Raw genomic sequence first — 22,079 nt, 5'->3', positions numbered from 1 at the left:
CATTAACGTTCCCGTTGAGCGCTCCGCTCTGTCAAGTTCACGGATTTTTCGCGTGGTTGATCGAGCCGATCCACCTTGTTCAACTGCGCGAATTCGACAGTTGAACGGCAGGTTCAGGCGCCACCATCCTGGCCTCGATCATTCACGTGCGCGCGCCGGCCCGAGGTGGTCTGCCGGGCGTTGAGGTGTGTCGTCGCGGGTGGTCGTCGGCTTCCACGGGCCGGGGGTCCTGCGGGTCTCCTCCTTCCGGATCTTGGGGCGATCGGGAGGCGGTCAGTCGGGGTCGGTCAGGGCCTGGACCGCGTTCCAGGCATGGAGGGACGTGAGCGGTGGCGGGCCGGTCGGGGTCGAGTTTGAGTTCGCGTCGGCGGGCGTGTGCGGTGAGTTTCGCGGGAGCGTCGAGGAGCCGGTTGCGCAGGGTGGCGGGTTCGGCGCGGGCGAGTTTCCCTTGGACGGCGAGGAGTTGGAACCAGCGGGCGAGGTCGATGGCCAGGGCAAGGAGGGTGCACCGGGCCTGGTTGATCGCGAAGCTCTTGGAGGGCATCAGGTTCAGCGAGAGGGCCTTGCTCCGGTGGATGCCGGCCTCGACGTGAGTGTGCGAGCGGGCCCGGGCGTCGAGGAACTGAAGCTGTCCGCCCTCGGTGTTGGTGGCGATGGCCTGGTAGTGGTAGCCGGTCTTCTTCTCGTGCGGCTTGAGCTCGCGTGCGTACTTGGGGTGGATCGGCTCGCGGCGCACGATCACCCGCATCCCGTCGGGCCAGCCGGTCAGGTCGAGCATGCCGGTGATCTCGGCGAGGTCCGCGTCCTTGCGCGGTTTGCCCTTGGCCTCGGCCCTGTTGCCCATTCGACGCCGAGTCACCGGGCGCGTCGCGCATCTGATTCCGCGCGTCCGTTTCATGTCGATCCCGCAGCCGACAGGACTGAGCGCATCGGTCCGCACGGTCACGCTGAGCGAATGGGCAACAGGGTCGGCGTCCAGGGCCGATGTCCATGCCTTCGCGGGGACCTTGGCCAGGGCTGTCCAGAAGTCCTCGTCCCGGGTGTGTCCGACGGAGTACTCCTAGCAGATGTGGGTGTTGCCGCCGCCGCGGGTGATCCAGGTGAGGAACTCCTTGGTGGCGCCCGCACCGTCGGTGCGGAACAGGACGCGGCGGCGCCGTCGGGTGGGCAGCTGCCGCAGACCCTCGATACTCCCTCGATGTGGTCGTCCGCGGTGTTGGAGCCGGCCGATCCCGGACGCAGCCGGTTGACCAGGAGTTCCTCGGTGTTGTCGCAGAACATCAGCAGCGGGTGGTGGCCGTAGCCCTTGAAGTTCGCCTCGGCGCCTTCCTTGTCGCTGTGGGCCGGTATCACCGAGGCGTCCAGGTCGAGGACCGTGGTCCCGGTCAGCTCACGCCCGTTGACCTTGATCCAGGGGAAGCCCTCGGGGCGCAGGCCGAGGAGCTGATGGCGGTACGCCCAGGTGTTCGGCGACCTCGGTGGCGTACGCGACGTCGTCGCCCGAGCCGCGGCATCCGACGGGGAGCTCTTGCCGGTGGTGGCGCTGCGGGCCACGCTGCTGCCCTCGGGCGTGGCGGTGTCCATCCTCGTCATGGGCGCGCTGTGCGACCTCGCGGGCCCGCGGCCTTCGTGGCCGCCGGCATCACGGTCTTGGTCACCGCTGCAACCGCGAACACCGGGCAAACCTGGAGAAGACGTCTGCGGAACGCATGATCAAGATGGAGTGCAGGGGGCGAGCGCACGGCGTTCGCCCCCTGCACTGACCGGCCTCCGCAACGCGCTGACGGCATACGGCGGGCCCCGCACGGTGATCATGCGGGGCCCGGCCGGCGACGGATCAGGGCGTCGGCGGCACCGGGTCCGCGGGCGCCTGGCAGGTGGCGTCGATGCCCCACAACGAGGTGGGACGGGTGCCGTCCCTCAGGTAGTCGCTGACGTAGGTGTTGAGGCAGGGGTTGTTGTTCGCCGACAGCGCCGAGCCGACGTTGTGGCCGCCCAGCTCCATGATGAGACGGGAGTTGGGGAACCGGATACGCATGTCGAGAGCGCCGAACATCCCGTGTGCGCCGTCGTACTGCGGCTGCACCAGCAGGACGTCGGCGCTGCCGTTGCCGACCCGCGCCGGAGCCTGGGCCTGCGCCGGCCAGAAGGCGCACGGCGCGCTGTACCAGCCGTTGCTCCAGGTCAGGAGATGGTTCCCGGCGGCGTACTGGCTGGCGAGGGTGGCGCTCCACACCGTCCAGTCCTTCGGCCACCGGCCGTCGGTGCAGTTGACCGCGTTGGTCGTCGCGACGCGGTTCTGCTGCGGGAAGCCAGGGGTCGGGGAGTCGGCGCGCAGCGCCGTCGCGTCACCGCGCACCACGAAGTCGGAGAGTATCTTCGCGCGGCTCACCCAGGTCCAGCTGCGGTAGACGACCTGCTCGAAGACGTTCGCCCACTCGCCCGGTCCGATCCTGCCGTCGACCGGCGCCGCACGGAGGGCGTCCTGGCCCTTGTAGTAGTTCGCCTCGACCTCGTCGGCGGTCGTGCCCAGGTGGTAGACGGAGTCGTACTTGGCGACCCAGGCGAAGAAGATCCCGCCGTTGTGCTCGGACGTGATGTTCTTGGACATCTGGTTCTGGTACCCCACGCCGCTGGGGCTGGGCACGCTGTCGAGCACCATGCGCTTCACCCGGGTCGGGTACATCGTCGCGTAGACCGAGCCGAGGTAGCCGCCCCAGTCAATGCCGTAGTAGGTGATCTGCTCCTGGCCGAGCGCGATCCGCATCTGGTCGAGGTCGCGCGCCGAGTCCCTGGTGGTGAAGTGGTTGAGCAGGTCGCCGTACTTGTCACCACAGCTCTTGGCGTACGCCTCGGCCTTGGCCACGGCGTTCTGCTCGTCCTCGGCCGTCTTCGGCACGGGGTCGGCCAGCACCGGGTTGATGTAGGACGGGTCGCACACGATCGCCGGCTCGCTGCCCCCGACGCCGCGCGGGTCGAAGCCGATCCAGTCGTAAGCGGCACCGACGTCCTTCGCCAGCCCGGTCGTGCCCTTGGCGTACCGGGTGGGCATGTCGCGGCTGATCGGGCCGGGCCACTGGCCGCGGTGCAGCAGCACGACGCCCTTGTACTGGTCGTCGGTGACGGTGTGCTTGGCGCGGGTCAGCGCCAGCTTGATCTTCTGACCGCTGGGCCGGGCGTAGTCGAGCGGGACCTCCACCGAGCCGCACTCCAGGCCCTTGAGCAACGCGCCGAGGTTCGGGTCGATGTCAGGACACGGCGACCAGGCGATTGTTCCCGTGGCCGGCGCGGCAGCCCCCTCGGCCGCCGCCACGGGGGTGACGGCCGGAACCGACAGGCCGATCACGATCACCGCAGTGGCCAATGCGAGCTTTTTCATGGATACCCCTTCTGGATGCACGGCGCACACAGCGTGGCAAGGGGGTCTCTGAAGCGGCTCGAAACCTGCTGGAGTCGGAATGAACCGATGAGCGAGCCGCAGACCGACGGGGACCACTACGTCGGCCACGATGTCGCGGGGCAGCACATCGGCCTGGTGCCGGACCCGGGCACGACCTCGCCCCGGGGGGCACGTCCGGTGATCGCCGAAGACCTGCGGGTCAGCGTCCGGCAGCGTGCACGAGTGCGTGATGAAGTCGTTGGTCGGGCGTGAATCCCGCTTCCCACTGCACGCCGACGGCGAAGGGGCGATGTGTGACTTCGATGGCCTCGACGGTCCCGTCCTGCGCCCAGCCGGTGGCGGTGAGGCCGGCACCGAGTTGGTCGACGGCCTGGTGGTGATGGCAGGCCGTCACCGGCGCGTCCTCGTCGAGGACACCGGCGATCCGGCTGCCCGGCTCCAGCTTCAACGGGTGGGAGCCGAGGGTGAAGGACGGCGTATCCGGGCGGTGGCCGTCGTGGCCCGTGACCTCGGGCAGGTGCTGGTGCAGCGTGCCTCCGTGCAGCACGTTGAGCAGCTGCATGCCGCGACAGATGCCCAGCACGGGCAGCTCGGCGTCAAGTGCCGCCCGGATCAGCGCCAGTTCGGCGCGGTCGGCGTCCGGGGTCATCGCCCGCGTGCCGGGGCGCGGGTCCTCGCCGTACAGCGCCGGATCCACATCGGGGCCACCCGGGATCAGCAGGCCGTCGATCCGGTCCGCCATGGCCTCGACGCCGGGCAGCAGCGGAAGCAGCAGGGGTGTGCAGCCCGCCGCGGTCAGGAAGGCCAGGTGGGACTGGAGCGCGAAGCTGACGACCATGTCGCTGCCCTGGAACGTGACCGGCGCGGTCCGCGCACAGATCCCGATCACCGGCCGCCCCGTGCTCGCCGAACCATTCACGAATGATTTCATAGCCACCTTCATGGATTTCCGGGTTCAACTGAGGAAAGTAGGCAGATGCAACATCCGCTTCCGCGGAGAGTCATAACGGCAATAAAATAGCCGTTTGCGTAAAGCGGCGGCCATCGTTCAAAACCCGGCAGGCCGACGCCTACTGAACGGAATGACCCTCCTGATATCACAGACGGGGACCCCTTTACCCGCGCTGTGGTTCACCGTCTTCCCCGGCACGCTCACCGCGAAGGTATTCGGCCGCCTCGCCGCACGGTCCGCCTCGTGGCCCGCAGGGATGCTCGCACTCCGGGCGGCCGCCCTGCCGGCCGTCGCCGCGGTGCTGCCGCGGCGGGTGTCCGCCGGTCCGGCGGACACCCGCTGTCCTGCATTTCCAGGAAACTTCAATCTCCCCTCAACTGCAGCTAGAGCCCCTCCTGCGACGCTCATCGGCAGCGGCAGCAGAGAGGAAGTGAAGGAATGGCTCAGAGCAGCGCGCAGGCCATCTTGATCACGAACGCGTTCGGCTCCGTCAGGACGGAAGGCGTCGACGCGTCGGCCCGCAGCGAATTCGATCTGAAGAACCTCGAGCAGCTTCCCGCCTGCGACGTCCTCGTCAACGCTCTGTCGGCGGGCCTGTCCCTGCGCCAGAGCGGCACGGACGCCGCGCACATCCAGCTTCTCGTCGACGCGGCCGGCTCGGCGGAGCTGCCGCCCATTCTGGTCCGGATCGACGGCTACCGCATCATCGACGGCCTGCACCGACTGGAAGCCGCCAGGCTGCGCGGCGACACCAGCATCAAGGCGCGCTTCGTCGACTGTTCGGACTCCGAGGCGCTCGTCATCGCCATGAAGGCGAACAGCTCGCACGGACTGCCACTGTCGAAGACCGACCGCGTGTCCGGAGCCCAGCGTGTCCTGAGTTCCCACCCGGACTGGTCCGACCGTGCCGTCGCCCGCATCACCGGGCTGAGCGCGAAGACGATCGCGTCGCTGCGCGAGAAGTCGGGTGAGGGAACACCGCTCGACGGCAAGCGCATCGGCCGGGACGGCAGGCGGCGTCCGGTGGGCCCGGGCGAGGGCCGGCTGCGGGCCGCCGAGTACATCGCCGAGCACCCGAACGCCCCGCTCCGTCAGGTCGCCCGGGAGACCGACGTGTCGCTCGGCACGGTCCACGACGTGAGCGCCCGGCTGCGGCGCGGCGAAAGCCCCGGGCGCAGCGGCCGCCGGACACCCGACGCGGCGGCGCAGCCCCTGCGATCCGTCCACCCCGTACAGCTGTCCGGGGAACCGTCGCGGCCCGCCCCGGCGGTTCCCGGCGGCGCGGATTCCGGTGGCGCAGCCCATGTGCCGCTGCGGGTGGCACCGAGCATCAACAGCGCGCCGCAGCGCAGGAACAGCACCGACGAGATTCCGGCCTGGACGACGGTGGCGGCGAAGATGGCCGCCGATCCCACCATCCGCTACACCGCGGGCGGCCGGGAGTTCCTCCGCTGGATGCAGCTGCACGCCGCCGAGCCGGACGACGGCTGGCGGGAGCTGATCGACGCGGTTCCGGCTCACTGGCTCGGCGTCATCGCCCCGATCGCCGAGCGCATCGGCAAGGAATGGAGCCTGCTCGCCGAGGGGCTCAAGACCAAGCAGGACATGATGCCGTGAACTGCGGGCACGCCCGTCACGGCACCGGCGCCGTGGACACCAGCCGGAGGTGGCCCGCGGCCCGGGGCTGGTCGTCGGCGCCCTGAGGCGGGGTGATGGACGGACACCCGGGGGCCGGCACGAAGGTGACCGGGGGCACGAGCTCGGGCAACGCCAGCAGGACCGGCGGATCGGTCGGCCGGCTCGGGCGCAGCCGCACCGCCGCGCTCGTGACGCCGTCGGCGGTCACCGTCACGGGCATCACGCCGCGCCCCCCGGCGAGCGGGGTCCGGCGGGCCGTCCGGTCGGGCCCGAGGCTGTCGGCCACCGCTACTGCGAGCAGGTGCCAACTCCCCTCGGGGACGTTCTTCAGGGTGTAGCAGGACGGCCGGCCGCTCGGTACGTCGAAGACGGCCGAGGCGACACACGGGTGCTGGACGACGGGCGTGGCGAAGGCACCCAGGAACACGCGCGCGTTCCCATGGCCCTCGGGCAGACTGACGGTTCCGCCGACCGTGCCCCGTTCCGACCACGGGCCGGGCTCCGTTACCGGCAGGCCGTCCCCGCCGTCCCGCGCCAGCCGGCGGAACCGGCTGGGGGACACTCCGACGCTGGCCGTGAAGTAGTTCGTGAACGAGCCGAGACTGTTGTATCCGACTGCGCAGGAAACCTCGGTGATGCTCATCGAGGTCTTCTCGATAAGCCGCTTGGCCTCGTGCATGCGGACCGCGGCCAGGAACCTGCCGGGGGTGAGCCCGGTCTCCTCTTTGAACAGCCGCGTGAAATAGAACCGGCTGAGCAGAGCGCTTTCTGCGATCCGTGCAAGGGCCAGGGGCTCACCGTAATGCTCCCGAATGCACTCGACAGCCCTTTCCATTGCTGTGTCCATTACGCACCTCACAACGTGTAGATCCATCAGCAGCCTGCCGTGGACGCATCGCGCTCGGCTTGAGCGACGCCGGCGATCCGGAGCCGTCGGTTCCACGGAACGCTCCCGCCCGGCCAATGCGACGGCGTCCCGGGTGTGACGCTCCAGCACGCCCCGACCGGGGTTCAGGAGTTGGTCGAGAGGAACCCCGGATGCTCGAAGCGTCCGTTCGAGCCGTCATCGACACGACGCCTAAGGGGTCCCATGCCCGTGGAAAGCAACGCTTCGTCAGATGTGCCGTCCGGGCGGGACCTGCGGATCGCCACGCGCAGCCGCGCCGACAACTGGACCAAGCCCCCGCGCCGCATCGAGACGTCCGAGTGCATCACCTGCGACAGCTGCCTGCGCGGCTGTCCGGAACAATTCGGCGCGATCTTCGACCGCGGGCTCGACGTCGTGATCATCCCCGAGCTGTGCTCGGGCTGCCCCGTCTGCGTCCTGGAGTGCCCGGTCGACTGCATCTACGTCGACGAGGACTGGACGCCCACCGACGACGCGATGTGGAGCCACATCGCACTCACCGGGGAAGGTACCGCATGACCGCGCCCGTAGACCGCGAAAGCTCCCGTCGAGCCGCCAACTCCCGCAAGCGCCAGAGCCGGCGGCCCAGCCGCCTGGGCCTGGCGGCCGGTGCCACGCCCAAGCCGGACCGGGTACGCGAGGAGGACGCCGGGTTCCCCGGGCTGCTGGCCCGGGTATGGCGGAAGGCCTCGGCCGCCGCCGACCTGCGCGCGGCCCTGGACATCCTGCTCACGCTCGACGGACACGTGCCCGCGGAGGTCCAGGAGCGCGCCCTGCGCACCGCGGACGCCGCCGCGCTGAAGGTCGTCGCCGGCCTGTCCGCAGACGCATCCGAACCGGCCGGGGCCGTCGCGGACCCCGTGGAGCGCACCGTGTTCCTCGGTGAGATCGGCCTGACCACCGGCGGCCGGGTCGTCGTCCGCGTCCCCTCCCAGCAGCCGCTCGCCAAGCAGCACACGCTGGTCGCCGGCGTGCTGCGGGTTCCGTGGACCCTGCGGCACCTGGACGACTACCAGCGCGAGGTGACGACGGCTCAGGAGCGGTTCGACCGCGACGCGGCCGACAGCCGCCGCTGGCTGGCGGAGCAGGGCCGCGAGGACCGCGAGGCGCTGCTGGCGCAGCTGACCGAGGGCGCGCAGCGCACCGCCCCCTTCATGCTCTACATCGAGGACAAGCAGTACACGAACTTCCGCGACACCAACACGGTCGTGGGCAAGACGCTGTGGCCGGGCCACCCGGACTGCGTGTTCGCCAGCCTGGCCGGCCTGCCGCTGGAGCTGTGGTCGGACCACGACGCCCTGCTGGTCGTGGGCATCGGCCTGCTCATCCGCTCGGCCGGGTACGGCCGCATCGAAGAGGTCAACGGCTCGCAGCTCACCGCGGAGAACGTGGGCCGGCTGCTGGAGCGCACCCGCCGCAACTACAACGGGGCCCTGGGCGGGGAGCGGATCCCCGCGGCCGGTCCCGGCGCCGGCATCGACGCGCTGATGGCCCTGGCCACGGCGCTGGGCGCGCACCGCCCCGAGGTGACCCGCACTGTCCAGCTGTACCGCGAGATCCACGGCGCCCTGATCCACAAGGTGGAGAAGATCGCGGCCCCGTACGGCGAGGTGGCCGAGGACCGGGACCGGCAGGTCACCGACCGCCTGCGCGCCACGCTGCCCGTGGCCGGCGACCGGCTGGCCGGGCTGCGGCTCGCCGACGACGCCGACCCGGCCTGGCTGGCCCGCCCCTACGGCGAGTTCGGCACCGGTCTGGAGGCGGTCGTGTACGAGGCGGTCGCCGCCACCACCGCCGCGTTCGGGGCCGACTTCTCGATGAGCCGCGGCATCCGGTCGCTGCCGGAGCTGGTCCGCGCGCTGCGCGCGGAGGCCTGGGACGAGATCAGCGCCTGGGGCATCACGGACTTCTTCTGCTGCGTGGTCCCCGCGCAGGAGGCCCGGCGGCACTACGGCGACTCGCTCGCCGCGCTCGCCGACACCGCCTGGGCGATGTCCTCGCGCATGCAGTACAACTCCTGGCACTTCATCGCCGGCAACCTGCCGCGGACCTCGAAGGTCCTGGAGCGCGACCACTTCGTGCCGCCCACCATCCCCGACATCGCCCACTTCTCCGACCAGCACCACCACGGGCACGTCAACAACATGGTGCGCTTCACGATCCGCAGCCCCCAGTCGGTCGAGGTGTGCGGCCGGCCCTTCAACGGATTCATGGACCTGCGCATCGTCCGCGCCGACGGGGAGCCGTACACCGAGCAGGAGATGCTCGCGGCGCACCAGGTGGCCGCCTTCATCGCCCGGATGACGCAGCAGGCGGCCGCGCTCGCCGAGCAGGGGGAGCAGGCCGATGTGACGGCCTTCGACTCGGCCTGGCACTGGAGGTCCGTCACCGGCACCCCGGTCGAGAGGGCCGCCCTGGCCGGCCCGGGACGACCCCCGTCGCCCTGACACGCCCCCTGTCGACCTCCTGACGAAAGGACGCTCCCGTCATGTATTCCAGATCATGGTCGACCCCTGCCACGGAGGGCGGCGTCGGGAGCCACGCGTTCGTCGCCGAACACGGGCTGTGGGACGACGCCCGGCTGGCGGCCGCCGAGCGGATCGGGGCGGGGCTGGACGGGATCGACTTCGTCCGTCTGGTGTGGGGCGACCCGCACGGCCTGGTGCGTTCCAAGACGCTGACCGCCCGCACCTTCCGCGGGGTGCTGCGCAACGGCATGAACTACAGCCCCGGCCCGTTCCTGAAGGACACCGCCTGCACCACGGCGGTGGACTACCGGGGCGAGCACGGCATCGGCGTCGACGAGATCGCCGGCCTGGGCAACTTCGTGCTGGTGCCCGACCCGCTGACCTTCCTGGTGCTGCCCGGCGAGGGGGCGCGCACGGCCTGGGTGATCGGCGACGAGTACCTGCGCGACGGCCGCCCCCACCCGCTGTCCTCGCGGCACGTGCTGCACCGGGTGCTGGACCGCTACGCCGGCCGCGGGCTGACGCCCGTACTCGGCCTGGAGGTCGAGTGGTACCTGGCGCGCCGCCTGGACGACGAGCCGGGCAACGAGGGGAACGGCTTCGGCCTGCAGGGTCCGGCCCCGCGGGTGGCCGCGATGAACGCGGGCTACCAGTTCAACCTGGACGCCGCGTACGACACGGTCGCCCCGGTCACCGACCCGCTGGCCCTCGCCCTGCTCGGCCTGGGGCTGCCGGTGCGGTCGATGGAGCACGAGATGGGCCCCGGGCAGGTGGAGACCACGTTCGACCCCATGTCGGCGCTGGACACCGCGGACGCGATGCTCTTCTTCCGCGTCTTCACCAAACGCTGGTGCGCGGCCCGGGGCCTGCACGCCTCGTTCATGTCGCAACCGGCGATCGCCGGGGCGGACCCGAGCGGCTGGCACCTGAACCAGTCCGTCCTGGAGACCGCCACCGGCCGCAACGTCTTCGGCGCCGAGGGCCTCTCGGTGGGGCTCTCCCCCACGAGCAAGGCGTACGCCGAGGGCCTGCAGGACTGGCTGCGCGACCTGTTCCTGCTGTCGGTGCCCACGGTCAACGGCTACCAGCGCCTGGGCACGCAGCACGCCCTGTCCCCGACCCGGGTGAGCCTGAGCCTGGAGTCGCGCACGGCCATGCTGCGCGTGGTCGGCTCGGGGGCCGGCGCGCACATCGAGAACCGCATCGGCGAGCCGAGCGCGAACCCGTACCTGAACATCGCCGCCCAGCTGTTCGCCGGCCTCGAGGGCCTCGACGGGGGCTCGGCCGACGGGCCCCGCGAGGGCTCGGACACCGTCCCGCAGTCCCTGCGCGAGGCCCTGGAGGCGTTCACGGCGGGCCGGGCCGCCCGGCTGCTGGGCGACCCGCTGGCCGCCTGTCTGGCCAGGCTCAAGGAAAGCGAGGTGCGCCGGTACGAGGCCTGGACCCTGCAGGCCGCCCCGGTGCCGGGCCAGGTCACCGAGTGGGAGCAGCGCGAGTACTTCGCGGCCTTCTGACGCCCGGGAGGCCCCGACCACGACCACCGCAACCGACGAAGGCTGTCCCATGATTCCTCATTTCACCCTGCCTGAGATGGCGCACCTCTTCTCGGACGAGTACCGGTACGAGACCTACGTCCGCGTGGAGATCCTCGCGACCGAGGCACAGGTGCGGCTCGGCCGCGTACCGGCCGCGGTCCTCGACGACATGCGCGCGGCCACGGCCCCGCGGCCGTCCCGGGTCGTGGAGATCAAGAAGGAACGCGACCACGAGGTGATCTCCTTCCTGACCGCGTACACCGAGCAGATGCCGGAGTCCTCCGCTCGCTGGGTGCACCTGGGCATGACCAGCTACGACCTGGTCGACACGGCCCTCGGCTTCATCCTGGCCCGCGCCACGGACGTGCTCACCTCCGCCGCCCAGCGGCTGCGCAAGGTGCTCGTCGACCGGGCCTTCGAGCACTGGGACACGGTGATGGTGGGCCGCACCCACGGCGTGCACGCCGAGCCCACCACGCTCGGCCACAAGCTGGGCGGCTACGCCTTCGCCGTCGAGCGGTCCCTGCAGCGGCTGGCCGCCGCCCGCGAGGCCGTCGCCGTGGGCACCGTGTCGGGCGCGGTCGGCACGTACTCGCTGATCGACCCGGCCGTGGAGGGTTACGTGTGCGAGCAACTGGGACTGGGCGTCGAGCCCTCCCCCAGCCAGGTCGTGGCCCGCGACCGGCACGCCCAGCTGATCCAGGCGGTGGCCGTGCTGGGTGCCTGCATCGAGCAGATCGCCCTGGAGCTGCGGCTGCTGCAGCGCACCGAGGTGCGCGAGGTCGAGGAGCAGCGCGTCGAGGCTTACCAGGGCTCCAGCGCGATGCCTCACAAGGCCAACCCGACGGGCAGCGAGCTGCTGTGCGGACTGGCGCGGCTGCTGCGCGGGTACGCCGGCACGGCGCTCGAGAACGTGGCGCTGTGGCACGAGCGGGACCTGGCCCACCAGGCGGTCGAGAAGGTGCTGCTGCCGGACGCGCTGATGGTGGCGCACTTCCAGACGGTCAAGGCCGCGGACCTGCTGGAGAACCTGCGTATCGACAAGGACCGCATGCGGGACTCGATCGCCGCCACGAACGGGCTGGTGTGCTCGTCGTCGGTGCTGGTGGAGCTGCTGGAGGCCGGCGTCGAACGCGACCAGGCCTACCGGGCGGTGCAGGCGGCGGCCAAACGCACCGCGGAGTACGGGCAGAACTTCGGCGAGGCCCTGGCCGAGGAGGGCGTGCAGAGCAGCCCGCGCGAGCCCGAGGACTTCCTCGTCCACCACGACGTGGTGCACAGCCGGTTGGAGAAACTTCGTGTGCTGACGGACTGATCTTGGAAAAGGCCGACCCGCTGTCCAGACTTGCCCCACCCATCTCTTGCCATCCCCTCTTCGCCCTATGGAGTCCCTCACCATGAGCTGGTCCGAGAAAGCCGCCACCACGCTGGAGAACGAGCACGTCCTGTTGACCCCGCTCAGCGAGGCGGACCGCGAGGGCATCCGCGCCGTGGCCCTCGACCCCGAGATCTGGCGCTACTTCACGGTCGTCGTCGGCGACGACGCGGACTTCGAGGCGTTCTTCGACTCGAACCTCGCCGAGCACACCGCCGGCCGCCGCGCCGTCTACGTGATCAGCGACAGGAAGAGCGGCCGGGTCGCGGGCAGCATGAGCCTGCTGAGCTTCGCCGAGAAGGACCGCCGACTGGAGATCGGGGCCTCCTGGCTGGGCCACGACTTCCGCGGCAAGGGCGTCAACCACTGGGCGAAGCTGCTGCTGCTCCAGCACTCCTTCGAGGTGCTGGAGGCCGAGCGGGTGGAGTTCAAGACGGACGAGCTCAACGTCCAGGCCCGCAAGGGCCTGCGCAACATCGGCGCCACCGAGGAGGGCACCCTGCGCTCCTTCAACTACATGCCGGGCGGACGCCGCCGCGACGCGGTCTTCTACAGCATCCTGCGCGCCGAGTGGCCGCAGGTGCTCGACGCCCTCTCCCAGGGCCCGAAGAAGGCGGCCGCCTCCGCATGAGCGTCGCGTACGTCAGGGCCGCCGGCACCCCCTTCGAGCTGGGCCGCACCCACGGGGCGGCACTCGCCGGCCCGCTGCGCGGCTTCCTCCGCGACGGCCTGGCGCGGCTGGAGCCCCTCGCCGACCGGCCGCTGACGTTCGCCGGGCTGCTGCCGTCGATCACCACGTACCGCGCGGAGATCACGGCGGCGGTCCCGGACCTCGCCGAGGAGGTCGCGGGGCTGGCGGCGGGGGCCGGGATTTCCGAGGACGAGGCGTGGCTGCTGCAGCTGCGCCGCGAGGTCATGGGCTACACCGGGGTGCCGAGCGCCGGGGACTGCACGGCGTACGCGCGCACCGGGCCGGCCGCCCGGCCGGTGCTGGCGCAGACGGTGGACCTCAACGCGGACATCGACAGCCACATCGCGGTGCTGTCGCTGGCCCGGACGGGCGGGCCGCGCCGGGTGACGGTGCTCAGCTTCGCGGGCCTGCTCGGGTACCTCGGCATGAACAGCGACGGGCTCGCGATCGGGCTGAACCTGGTGACCGACGGCCTGTGGCGGCCCGGCGTCACGCCGTACCTGACCATCCGCCACCTGCTGGACCGTGCCGGGAGCGTGGACGAGGCCCTGGAGATACTGGCCGGGCTCACCCTGTCCAGCTCGCGCAACCTGGTGCTGTGCGACCGGCGGCGCGCGGTGTACGCCGAGGTGTGCGGGACCGAGCTGCGGGTGACCGAGCCCGCCTCGCGGGAGGCCGTGCACACCAACCACTACCTGCACGAGGACTTCACCCCGCTCGACCGGCAGTCGGCCCCCGACCGCGTCAACTCCGACGACCGGCTGGAGGCCGTGACGAAGGGGCTGGCCGGACTCGACCCACAGGCCACGGCGGAGGAGCACTTCGCGGTGCTGTCCCGGCCGCCGGTATGCATCGCCGACCACGGGATCTACCGCCTGGAGAAGACGGTGGCCTCGGTGGTCATGCTGCCCGGGGCGGGCGAGCTGCACCTGCGGGCGGGCGACCCGAACCACGGCGCCACCGAGGTGTTCGCGGTGTAGGGGACGGGCCGGCCGCGGACCGGACCGGCGAGCGGCCGGGCGGACCTGGACCGGCCCTGCACCAGGATTCGACCGCACACCGCTAGCGTCGGCGCGGGAGGCGGCCGAACCGGGCCGGCCTCGCCACGACCCCCGGGGGAGGCATGAGTCAGGTTCAGGCGCAGGCACTGCCGGAGCACCAGACGTCCGCTCCGCACCCCGAGCACGATGAGCCGCGGGCCCCCGCGCCGGTACGGGAGGCGTGGCCGCCGCGCCCCGGATCCCCTGGTGCGTGGCCCCCCGGCCAGAGGAGCCCCGTCCAGAGCGTGCCCGGACCGGGCGCCCTCGGTCAGACGTCGCCCCGCGACGGACCGGGCGGGGCCGCACCCCGGCCGGCGCCCGCGGTCTGCGGTCGGCACGTCCTGGTCGTGGGCGCCGACGCCGGGGACGGGCTGTCGCACCAGCTGCGCCGACACGGCCACACCTGTACCAGGGCGACCCACGGCGGCGCGGCCCTGCAGGCCTACGGCAGCGCCGACCTCGTTCTGCTCGACCTCGAACTGCCGGACCTGGACGGGCTGGAGGTGTGCCGGGCGATCCGGTCGGTCAGCCGGGTGCCGCTCATCATCGTCACCTCCCGCGAGTCCGAGATCGACTGCGTGCTCGGACTCCAGGCGGGCGCGGACGACTACGTCACCAGACCCTTCGGGATCCGCGAGCTGATGGCCCGGATCGAGGCCGTCATGCGCCGCACGCAGTGGCAGCCGGCGGCGGCCGCGGGCCCGGCCCAGGAGATCCGGCACGGCCGGCTGCGCATCGAGGTCGGCTCCCGCGAGGTGACCGTCGACGGCACGCCGGTCACCCTCACGCGCAAGGAGTTCGACCTGCTGTGCGTGCTGGCGCAGCACCCCGACACCGTCGTCCCGCGCAGGCAGCTGCTCCAGCAGGTGTGGGGCAACTCCTGGTCGCGCCGCACCGTGGACACCCACGTCAGCAGCGTTCGCGGCAAGCTGGGCAACTCCGGCTGGATCGTCACCGTCCGCGGCGTCGGCTTCCGCCTCGGCACCGTCTGACGCCTGGCCCCCGCGCCCGTGGACCGAGTTCCTCCGGTACCGGCGGTCTGAGATCGACGCTGCTCCTGCGTCGGTTCGACCGTCCAGGAGGAACAGCCGGGCGCGGGGCGGGCGGGACTCCGCGGACACGGCCTGACCTGATCTTCGACCCCGGGGTCCCGGGGTCGAAGATCAAGTCAGGTGTCGGCGTCGAAGCGGCCGATGGCCAGCGCCCGGTCGACCAGCGGCCCGGCCGCACCGGTGTAACCGGCCGGGTCGAGCAGCGCGGTCAGCTCCGCGTGCGTGAGCACCCCCCGCAGCGCGTCGGACTCCGCCAGCACGGCGGCCAGCGGGCGTGCCGTCTCGGCCGACCGCAGCGACGCCCGCGTCAGCAGTTCCTTCGCGGCCACCTTGCCCAGCCTCGGGGCGAGCACGGCGCAGACCCGCTCGGAGACGAGCTGCCCGCCAGTGGCCTCCAGGTTGACCGCCATCCGCTCGGGGCACACGGTGAGCCCGCGGACCAGCTCCACGGCGGTGTGCGCGGCCCCGCCGGTCAGCCGCAGCGCCTCGCGCAGCGGCTGCCACTCGGCGTGCCAGACCCCCGCCGACCGCTCGTCCTCGTGCGGCAGGCACTGCACGAGGACGGCGGCCAGCGCCGGGACCTGGAGGGCGGCGGAGCGGATCAGCGTCGAGAGCACCGGGTTGCGCTTGTGCGGCATCGCCGAGGAGGCGCCCCGCCCGGCCACCGCCGGCTCGGCCAGCTCCCCGATCTCGGTGCGGGCCAGCACCAGCACGTCGACGGCGATCTTCCCCAGTGCCCCGGTGGTGTGCGCGAGGGCCGCACCCAGGTCGGCGACCGGCGTGCGCAGCGCGTGCCAGGGGAGCACCGGTGCGGCCAGCCCGGTCTCGTCCGCGAAGGCGTCCACCAGTTCGGCCAGGACGGTCGCCGGGTCGGCGCCGTCGCCCGCGTACTGGAGGTAGCCGGCCAGTGTGCCGGCCGCGCCGCCCAAGGAGACCGGTAGGCCGCCCTCGGCCAGCCGCTCCAGCCGCTCGATGGATTCCAGGACCAGCTGGCGCCAGCCCGCCGCCTTCAGCCCGAAGGTGGTGGGTACGGCGTGCAGGGCGAGGGTGCGTCCCGCCATCACCGTGTCCCGGTGGTCGGCCGCCAGGCCGGCGAGTGCGTCGGCCACCGCCCTGAGGTCCGCGACGATCAGCCGCAGGGCCCGGGTCGCCACCAGCATCGCGCCGGTGTCGAAGACGTCCTGGCTGGTGGAGCCGCGGTGCACGTACTCGGCCGCCTCCGGCGAGCGGGCCGCGACCCGTGCGGTGAGCGCCGCGACCAGGCCCACCACCGGGTTGGCGGTCTCCCGCGAGGCCAGCGCCAGCTCCCTGGTGTCGAAGCCCGAGGCCCGGGCGGCGGCGGTGATCGCGGCGGCCGCCGCCGGCGGGACCGTGCCGCACCGCGCCTGGGCGCGGGCCAGCGCGGCCTCGGCGTCGAGCATCGCCTGGACCCAGCCGTCGTCGGCGACGGCGGCCTCGACGGGCGTGCCGGCCCGGACCGGGGACAGCAGCCCCGTGTCCGGGCCCGCGGTGCGGACGGCGGCCCGGCTCATGCGACCGCTCCCGCACCCGCGTTGCCGGACATCGCCGGCCCCGCCGCGACCGCCGGCGTCCCGGGCAGCCGCAGCGCGGGGCGCGGCTCCGGCAGCGCCAGCACCGCCGCCGCGATGGCGTCGGAGTCCTCCAGCGTCACCGAGCCCACGCCCGGCCGGATGCCGGCCGCGGTCACCCAGTGCACGGCCTCGGTGGGCACCCCGTACGCGAACCGTCTGAGGTGCGGCACCCCCTGCCCCTGGAGCAGGTGGTACGGGCGCTGCGAGACGGCCAGGCCTCCGGTCTCGTAGGACGAGCCGTCCGCGCCCGCGATGCGGTGGGTCCGGGCCTGACCGGTGCCCAGCAGCCGGTCCATGAGCGGATCGGCGGTGCGCCGCACGTCGATCTCCGGCAGCCGGGCTTCGATCAGCACCGTGGCCCGCACCCGCAGGTCGGCCATGTCCGGGGAGGTGCCGATGAAGGCCGCGCCCGCGGGGTCGAGGGGGTCGGTGGACACCCGCAGCCCCGGACCGGTCACGTCGAGGATGCCCGCGTCGATCAGGGCGGCCATCTCCTCGATGCGGGAGGCCGGCGGACCGATCGACAGGAAGGCGTTGAGCGGCGTGTACCAGCGGTCGAGCTCGTCGCGGTGCGAGTCGGCGTCGAGGCCGCCGTGGTCGATCGCCAGGCGCAGCTCGTTGCGCAGGTCCCGCAGCAGGTCCAGGGCCGCCTTGAACGGGCCGCTGACGTTGCCCTCCCGGGCCCGGCGCACGTCCTCGTCGAGGTAGCCGCGCAGCCAGCCGCGGAAGGAGGCCAGGTCCCGGAAGACCTGCTCGTCGTACGGCCGGGCGACCGTGTCCCAGTTCCAGCGCTCGTCGTCGCCGATACCGGCCGCGCCGAGCAGCAGGTCCTCGGCCTCGTCATCCCCTGCCTGCAGGAACGCCTCCCCGAAGGCGGCCACCGCGGCCGGCTCCGCGCGCCGCGCGAGGAGCGTCTCGTAGTAGAGGGTGCGCACTTCCTTGGAGATCAGCGGCCACAGTTCGGTGCCGAAGCGGATCGGCTCCCCGCCCCGTACCCGGGCGCGCAGGGACGCCACGAAACGGGTGGTCAGCAGCCGCGGGTGGTAGCGGCCGTGTGCGCCCTTCTCGTTCTCGCCGCGCGCCTGGTACGGCACGCCGCGGCGGGAGCCCGCGTACAGCCGCGGTTCGCGGCCCGAGGGGCGGTACACCAGGCGGCCGTCGACGCGCTCGAACAGCCCGCCGCGGGCGTGCGTGAACAGCGCCATGTAGTCGAAGAAGTTCAGGCCCAGGCCGCGCAGCAGCACCGTCTCGCCGGGGGCGACGGTGGACAGGTCGACGTCCGCCGGGTTGCTCGGCGCGATGTAGGTCAGCCCGTGCCGGGCGGCGTACGCGGCGAACTCCCGCTCCACGTCGTTCGGCCGCACCTGCACATGGCCCTGCGCGAGCACCACCGCGCCCAGGCCCGTCAGCCGGGTGCCGTCCTCCAGGAGCACGGTCTGCGCCCCGCTGGGTCCAGTGCCGGGCTCGGCGTCCTCCAGGGCCACGGCGCGCGAGGCGTGCACGCGGACGGTGGTGTTCGCGGACGCGCTCGCGGTCACCCGGCCGAACACCCAGGTCAGGTACTGGCCGTACAAGGCGCGGGTGGGGTACGTGTCCGGCCCCAGGTCCCGGGCCTCGGCGAGGGTCTCGTCGTCGTACGGCGCGCCCGCCCCGGGCGTCAGAGCGCTGGGGCCCAGCGCCTTGGCCCACTGGTACAGGCTCGGACCCTCCTCCAGCGGCCCTTCGATGGCCACACTGGCGTCGGTGTAGACCGTGACCTGACTGGAGACGGTGTTCATCAGGAGGTGCCGGGACTGGGAGGGCCGCCAGACCCGGCCGGAGCCCGGTGGGTCCGGTTCCACGATGTGCACGGTCAGCTGCTTCCAGCGGGGGGACTTCCGCTCCTGCGCACAGAGTCGTTCCAGTACGGACAGCCCGCGGGGTCCGGCGCCGACAAGGCACACTTCCATACGTCCGCTAGTCACGAAGCACTCCGCTCAGGAGACGGGGGACGGCTGGACCGCGGGGCCGACGCGTCGGCCCCGCCGGTGTGCCTGCCCGGCCTGGTCCCCGGGGGTCAAGGTGGTGTCCGCCAACGGTCGGTCCCGCCGCTCAACCAGTGCTCGGATCCGAGTGGAAGACCGGTCCTGGACCGGTTTCGGGCGCCGTCCGAGCCGGTCCCGTGCAGCGCCGGCGCCGCCCGGGTGCCGGGGCCGCGCTGCGGACGCTGCCTCAAGCGTGCGATCTGCCCCGCCGCTCTTCGCGTTCCTCGGACGAGGAGATCGGCCCGGACGGCAGATCACCGCCGAAGAACTCGCTCAAACGGCTCCGAACCAGCGCTCCAACGCCTCATGCAGGCCGGCCTCGTCCGGGGCGGCCCAGGCGATGTAGCCGTCGGGGCGGACCAGCAGCGCGTGCGGGGCGTCCGACGCGGCCCCCTCGCCCTCGGCCCAGTCGCCGGTGACCGTGTCCACCCGGTCACCCCAGCGCGCCGCGGTGGCGCGCAGCGCGTCGGAGCCGGCCGCCGCGGGGGTCACGAACAGCACGCCGCGGGCCGGCTTGAGCAGGTCCCGCACGGTGGCGGGGCTGCCGTCGGTGAGCTTGAGCGGGGTGTCGGGGCGCAGCCGCAGGCCGAGCCGCGGATGGCTGCCGGAGCCGACGTCGTAGCGCACGTCGAGGCCGGAGACCTGGCCGGCCAGGTGGCGGGCCACCGCGACGTCCTGGACGAGTTCCTGCATGACCGCGCGCAGCGGCTCCATCTCCTCGCCGGAGAGGTAGAGCTTGGTCTGGGCGCGGGTGTTGCGCATGAGCAGCTCCCCGACCGGGTGCCGCTCGGACTGGAAGGTGTCGAGCAGGCCCTCGGGCGCCCAGCCGTTGATGGTGGCCGCCAGTTTCCAGCCGAGGTTGACCGCGTCCTGCACGCCCACGCTCATGCCCTGCGCGCCGGCCGGCATGTGGATGTGGGTGGCGTCGCCGGCCAGGAAGATCCGGCCCTTGCGGTACTGGGCGGCCTGGCGGGTGGTGTCGGTGAAGGAGCTGATCCAGCGGACCTCGGCGTCGTGCAGGCGCTCGCCGGTCATGTCCCGCCAGGTGTCGGCGATGGTCTCGAACGTGAGGCCGCTCCTGTCCTCCGGCGGGCGCAGCGACTCGTTGTGGATGACGATCCGGTGGACGCCGTCCTCCAGGTTGAAGGCCATGACCATGCCGCCGGGCACGCGCTCGCCGATGGGGCGCTGGCGTACGTCCGCCCCGACGACGTCGGCCATGTACATCCCGCGGGTGGGCTCCCAGCCGGGGAAGTCGATGCCGGCGAGCCGGCGGACGATGCTGCGCGCCCCGTCGCAGCCGACCAGGTAGCCGGCGCTCTCCTCGCCGCGGCCTGCGGGACCCTCGTACTCGACGACGACGCCGTCCTCGGTCTCGCGGAAGCCGAGCACCTCGTGTTCGCGGCGGATCTCGACGCCCAGCTCCTTCAGCCAGCCTTCGAGGATCTCCTCGGTGCGGAACTGCGGGATGCCGCGGACGCTGAAGTGGTTGTCGTCCAGCTTGGAGAAGTCGATGTGGACCCCGCCGAAGTGGCCCTGGGCCCATTCGACGTCGCCGAAGCGCTCCAGCAGGCCGCGCTGGTCGAAGACCTCGGCCGCGCGGCGGGTGAAGCCCACGCCGCGGGATTCGCCGCTGGGTGCGGGGAGCTTCTCGAGGACGACGACGTCCACGCCGCCCAATTTCAGTTCGCCGGCGAGCGTCAGCCCGACCGGCCCGGCGCCGACGATGATCGCGCCCTTTGCCATGTCCTACTCCTCAAACATCAAAGCTGCCGCGCATGGGGCAGCGCCGGGTCGGCGGTGGTCGGGCGAAGAAGACCAGCAGGTACCGGCCGATCAGTTCCGGCCCTCTGCGGGGTGGGGCGGGGTGTCGTGCGGCGGGCTGTCAGACGGCCGCGGGCGCCCCGAACCAACGGGTGAGGGCGGCTTCGAGGTCGCCGCCTGCCGGCGCCACCCAGGCGATGTAGCCGTCGGGGCGGACCAGCACGGCCTGCGGGGCGTCGTGGTGGTCGGCCTCCTGGTCGGCCCAGGCGCCGGTGATGACGTCCACGCGGTCGGCCCAGCGGGCGGCGAGTTCGGCCGGGCCGCCGTCCCCGTCCGTGACGATGAGCACGCCGCGGCCTGCGTGCAGGAGCTCGGCGACCTTCGTACGGCTGCCGTCGGCGCGCTCGACGGCTCGGTGCGGGGCCAGGCGCAGCCCCAGGAAGGGGTGTTCCCCGGCGCCCACGTCGTACTTGATGTGCAGGCCGGAGACGCGGCCCGCGAGCCGCCGGGCGGCCTCGGGCAGCGTGACGAGTTCGCGTACGACGGCGCGCAGCGGCTCCATCTCCTCGCCTGCGAGGTACAGCATCGACATGGAGTGCACGTCGCGCATCAGCTGCTCGCCGATCGGGTGGCGCTCGGCGTGGTAGGTGTCGAGCAGGGACTCGGGCGCCCGGTCCCCGAGCACGGCGGCGAGCTTCCACCCGAGGTTGACGGCGTCCTGGAGACCGACGCTGACGCCCTGGGCGCCGAGCGGGGCGTGGTCGTGGGCGGAGTCGCCGGCGAGGAAGACGCGGCCCTTGCGGTACTGGGCGGCCAGGCCGGTGGCGTTGGTCAGGGCGCACATCCAGGAGGCGGAGGCGCCGTGGATGTCCTCGCCGGTCATGCGCTGCCAGGCGTCGGCGAGCTCCGAGAACTCCAGCTCGCCCTCGCCGTGGTGCGGGCGGACGCCGGGCTCGTGGATGACGATGCGGTCCACACCCGGCTCCAGGGTGACGGACAGCACCATGCCGCCGCCCTCGATGCGCTCGCCGATGGGCCTCATGCGCACGTCCGCGCCGACGACGTCGGCCAGGTACATGCCGCGGGTGGCCACGTCGCCGGGGAAGTCGATGTCGGCCAGGATGCGCACGGTGGACTTGCCGCCGTCGCAGCCGATGACGTACGTGCCGGTGGCCTCGGTGTACCCGTCGGGGCCCTGGAAGCCGAGGACCACGCCGTCCCCGGTCTCGGTCAGGGTGATCAGGCCGTAGCCGCGGCGCACCTCGACGCCGAGCTCTTCGACCCAGCGGCCGAGCATGTCCTCGGTGACGGACTGGGCCAGGCCCATGATGCCGAAGTGGCTCTCGTCCAGGAGGGAGAAGTCGATGCGGACACCGCCGTAGTGGCCCTGCTTGCCCCAGCGGATGTCGCCGAGCCTGCCGAGCAGCCCGCGCTGGTCGAAGACCTCCGCGGTACGGCTGGTGAACCCCAGGCCGCGCGACTCGCCGCTGGGGGCGGGCAGTTTGTCGTAGACGACGACGTCCGCGCCGCCGAGCCGCAGCTCACCCGCGAGCATCAGACCGACCGGCCCGGCGCCCACGATGATCGCGCTCTTTGCCATTTCGATTCCTCCGTACAGACGGTTGAGATCATCAGAAAAGA

17 protein-coding genes are annotated in these 22,079 nt (G+C 72.2%); 8 read left to right on the top strand and 9 right to left on the bottom strand.

Annotation, left to right across the window (positions count from 1 at the left end; translation table 11 throughout):
- Positions 1–142: 142 nt before the first annotated feature.
- The 4 genes from OG607_RS45345 to OG607_RS45330 all read right to left on the bottom strand — a co-directional run bounded on the left by OG607_RS45345 (position 143) and on the right by OG607_RS45330 (position 4,331).
- Positions 143–844 (bottom strand): transposase, encoded by a 702-nt coding sequence (locus tag OG607_RS45345; protein ID WP_405717127.1) that lies wholly within the window; start codon positions 842–844, stop codon positions 143–145.
- Positions 845–942: 98 nt separating this feature from the next.
- Positions 943–1,593, bottom strand: coding sequence for a transposase (locus OG607_RS45340; protein ID WP_405717129.1), 651 nt, complete (start codon positions 1,591–1,593; stop codon positions 943–945).
- A 244-nt stretch (positions 1,594–1,837) separates the two neighbouring features.
- Positions 1,838–3,379 (bottom strand): alpha/beta fold hydrolase, encoded by a 1,542-nt coding sequence (locus OG607_RS45335; RefSeq protein ID WP_405717131.1) that lies wholly within the window; start codon positions 3,377–3,379, stop codon positions 1,838–1,840.
- A 220-nt stretch (positions 3,380–3,599) separates the two neighbouring features.
- Positions 3,600–4,331 (bottom strand): gamma-glutamyl-gamma-aminobutyrate hydrolase family protein, encoded by a 732-nt coding sequence (locus OG607_RS45330; protein ID WP_405717134.1) that lies wholly within the window; start codon positions 4,329–4,331, stop codon positions 3,600–3,602.
- A gap of 459 nt (positions 4,332–4,790) precedes the next feature.
- On the opposite strand from OG607_RS45330, the gene OG607_RS45325 reads away from it, so the two are divergent.
- A complete protein-coding gene (locus tag OG607_RS45325; RefSeq protein ID WP_405717137.1) occupies positions 4,791–5,969 on the top strand; it encodes a ParB/RepB/Spo0J family partition protein in 1,179 nt (392 codons plus the stop codon).
- A 16-nt stretch (positions 5,970–5,985) separates the two neighbouring features.
- Here OG607_RS45325 and OG607_RS45320 read toward each other — a convergent pair whose 3' ends face one another.
- Positions 5,986–6,825: a helix-turn-helix domain-containing protein gene (locus OG607_RS45320; RefSeq protein WP_405717139.1), complete on the bottom strand. Its 840-nt coding sequence runs from the start codon at positions 6,823–6,825 to the stop codon at positions 5,986–5,988.
- 261 nt (positions 6,826–7,086) lie between these two features.
- Here OG607_RS45320 and OG607_RS45315 point away from each other — a divergent pair, with 261 nt between their 5' ends.
- The 7 genes from OG607_RS45315 to OG607_RS45285 all read left to right on the top strand — a co-directional run bounded on the left by OG607_RS45315 (position 7,087) and on the right by OG607_RS45285 (position 14,998).
- A complete protein-coding gene (locus OG607_RS45315; RefSeq protein WP_405717141.1) occupies positions 7,087–7,416 on the top strand; it encodes a 4Fe-4S dicluster-binding protein in 330 nt (109 codons plus the stop codon).
- Positions 7,413–9,344, top strand: coding sequence for a hypothetical protein (locus OG607_RS45310; RefSeq protein WP_405717143.1), 1,932 nt, complete (start codon positions 7,413–7,415; stop codon positions 9,342–9,344). The genes OG607_RS45315 and OG607_RS45310 overlap by 4 nt, the downstream gene beginning before the upstream one ends.
- A gap of 41 nt (positions 9,345–9,385) precedes the next feature.
- Entirely contained in the window at positions 9,386–10,879 is a 1,494-nt protein-coding gene (locus OG607_RS45305) for a glutamine synthetase (protein WP_405717145.1), read from the top strand.
- Positions 10,880–10,928: 49 nt separating this feature from the next.
- Positions 10,929–12,215, top strand: a complete 1,287-nt coding sequence (gene purB / locus OG607_RS45300; RefSeq protein WP_405717148.1) for an adenylosuccinate lyase — start codon at positions 10,929–10,931, stop codon at positions 12,213–12,215.
- An 82-nt stretch (positions 12,216–12,297) separates the two neighbouring features.
- Positions 12,298–12,906, top strand: a complete 609-nt coding sequence (locus OG607_RS45295) for a GNAT family N-acetyltransferase (protein WP_405717150.1) — start codon at positions 12,298–12,300, stop codon at positions 12,904–12,906.
- Positions 12,903–13,946: a C45 family autoproteolytic acyltransferase/hydolase gene (locus tag OG607_RS45290; protein ID WP_405717153.1), complete on the top strand. Its 1,044-nt coding sequence runs from the start codon at positions 12,903–12,905 to the stop codon at positions 13,944–13,946. Before OG607_RS45295 ends, OG607_RS45290 begins: the two co-directional genes overlap by 4 nt.
- Before the next feature lie 305 nt (positions 13,947–14,251).
- Positions 14,252–14,998, top strand: a complete 747-nt coding sequence (locus OG607_RS45285; protein WP_405717156.1) for a response regulator transcription factor — start codon at positions 14,252–14,254, stop codon at positions 14,996–14,998.
- Positions 14,999–15,174: 176 nt separating this feature from the next.
- Here the strand turns inward: OG607_RS45285 and pcaB are convergent, their stop codons facing one another.
- The 4 genes from pcaB to OG607_RS45265 form a co-directional block, all read right to left on the bottom strand.
- Positions 15,175–16,590, bottom strand: coding sequence for a 3-carboxy-cis,cis-muconate cycloisomerase (pcaB, locus tag OG607_RS45280; protein WP_405717159.1), 1,416 nt, complete (start codon positions 16,588–16,590; stop codon positions 15,175–15,177).
- A complete protein-coding gene (locus tag OG607_RS45275) occupies positions 16,587–18,614 on the bottom strand; it encodes an FAD/NAD(P)-binding protein (protein WP_405717161.1) in 2,028 nt (675 codons plus the stop codon). Before OG607_RS45275 ends, pcaB begins: the two co-directional genes overlap by 4 nt.
- Before the next feature lie 333 nt (positions 18,615–18,947).
- Positions 18,948–20,420, bottom strand: coding sequence for an FAD-dependent monooxygenase (locus tag OG607_RS45270; RefSeq protein WP_405717163.1), 1,473 nt, complete (start codon positions 20,418–20,420; stop codon positions 18,948–18,950).
- A gap of 139 nt (positions 20,421–20,559) precedes the next feature.
- Positions 20,560–22,038 carry an FAD-dependent monooxygenase gene (locus OG607_RS45265; protein ID WP_405717165.1) on the bottom strand — a complete coding sequence of 493 codons (1,479 nt, stop codon included), beginning with the start codon at positions 22,036–22,038 and terminating at the stop codon, positions 20,560–20,562.
- Positions 22,039–22,079 lie beyond the last annotated feature (41 nt).

Origin of the sequence: Streptomyces sp. NBC_01537, from assembly GCF_045040445.1 — a bacterium.
Taxonomy (GTDB): Bacteria; Actinomycetota; Actinomycetes; order Streptomycetales; family Streptomycetaceae; genus Actinacidiphila.
Note: the sequence above shows the minus strand (reverse complement) of the source record. Positions and strands in the feature narration are given on the sequence as shown.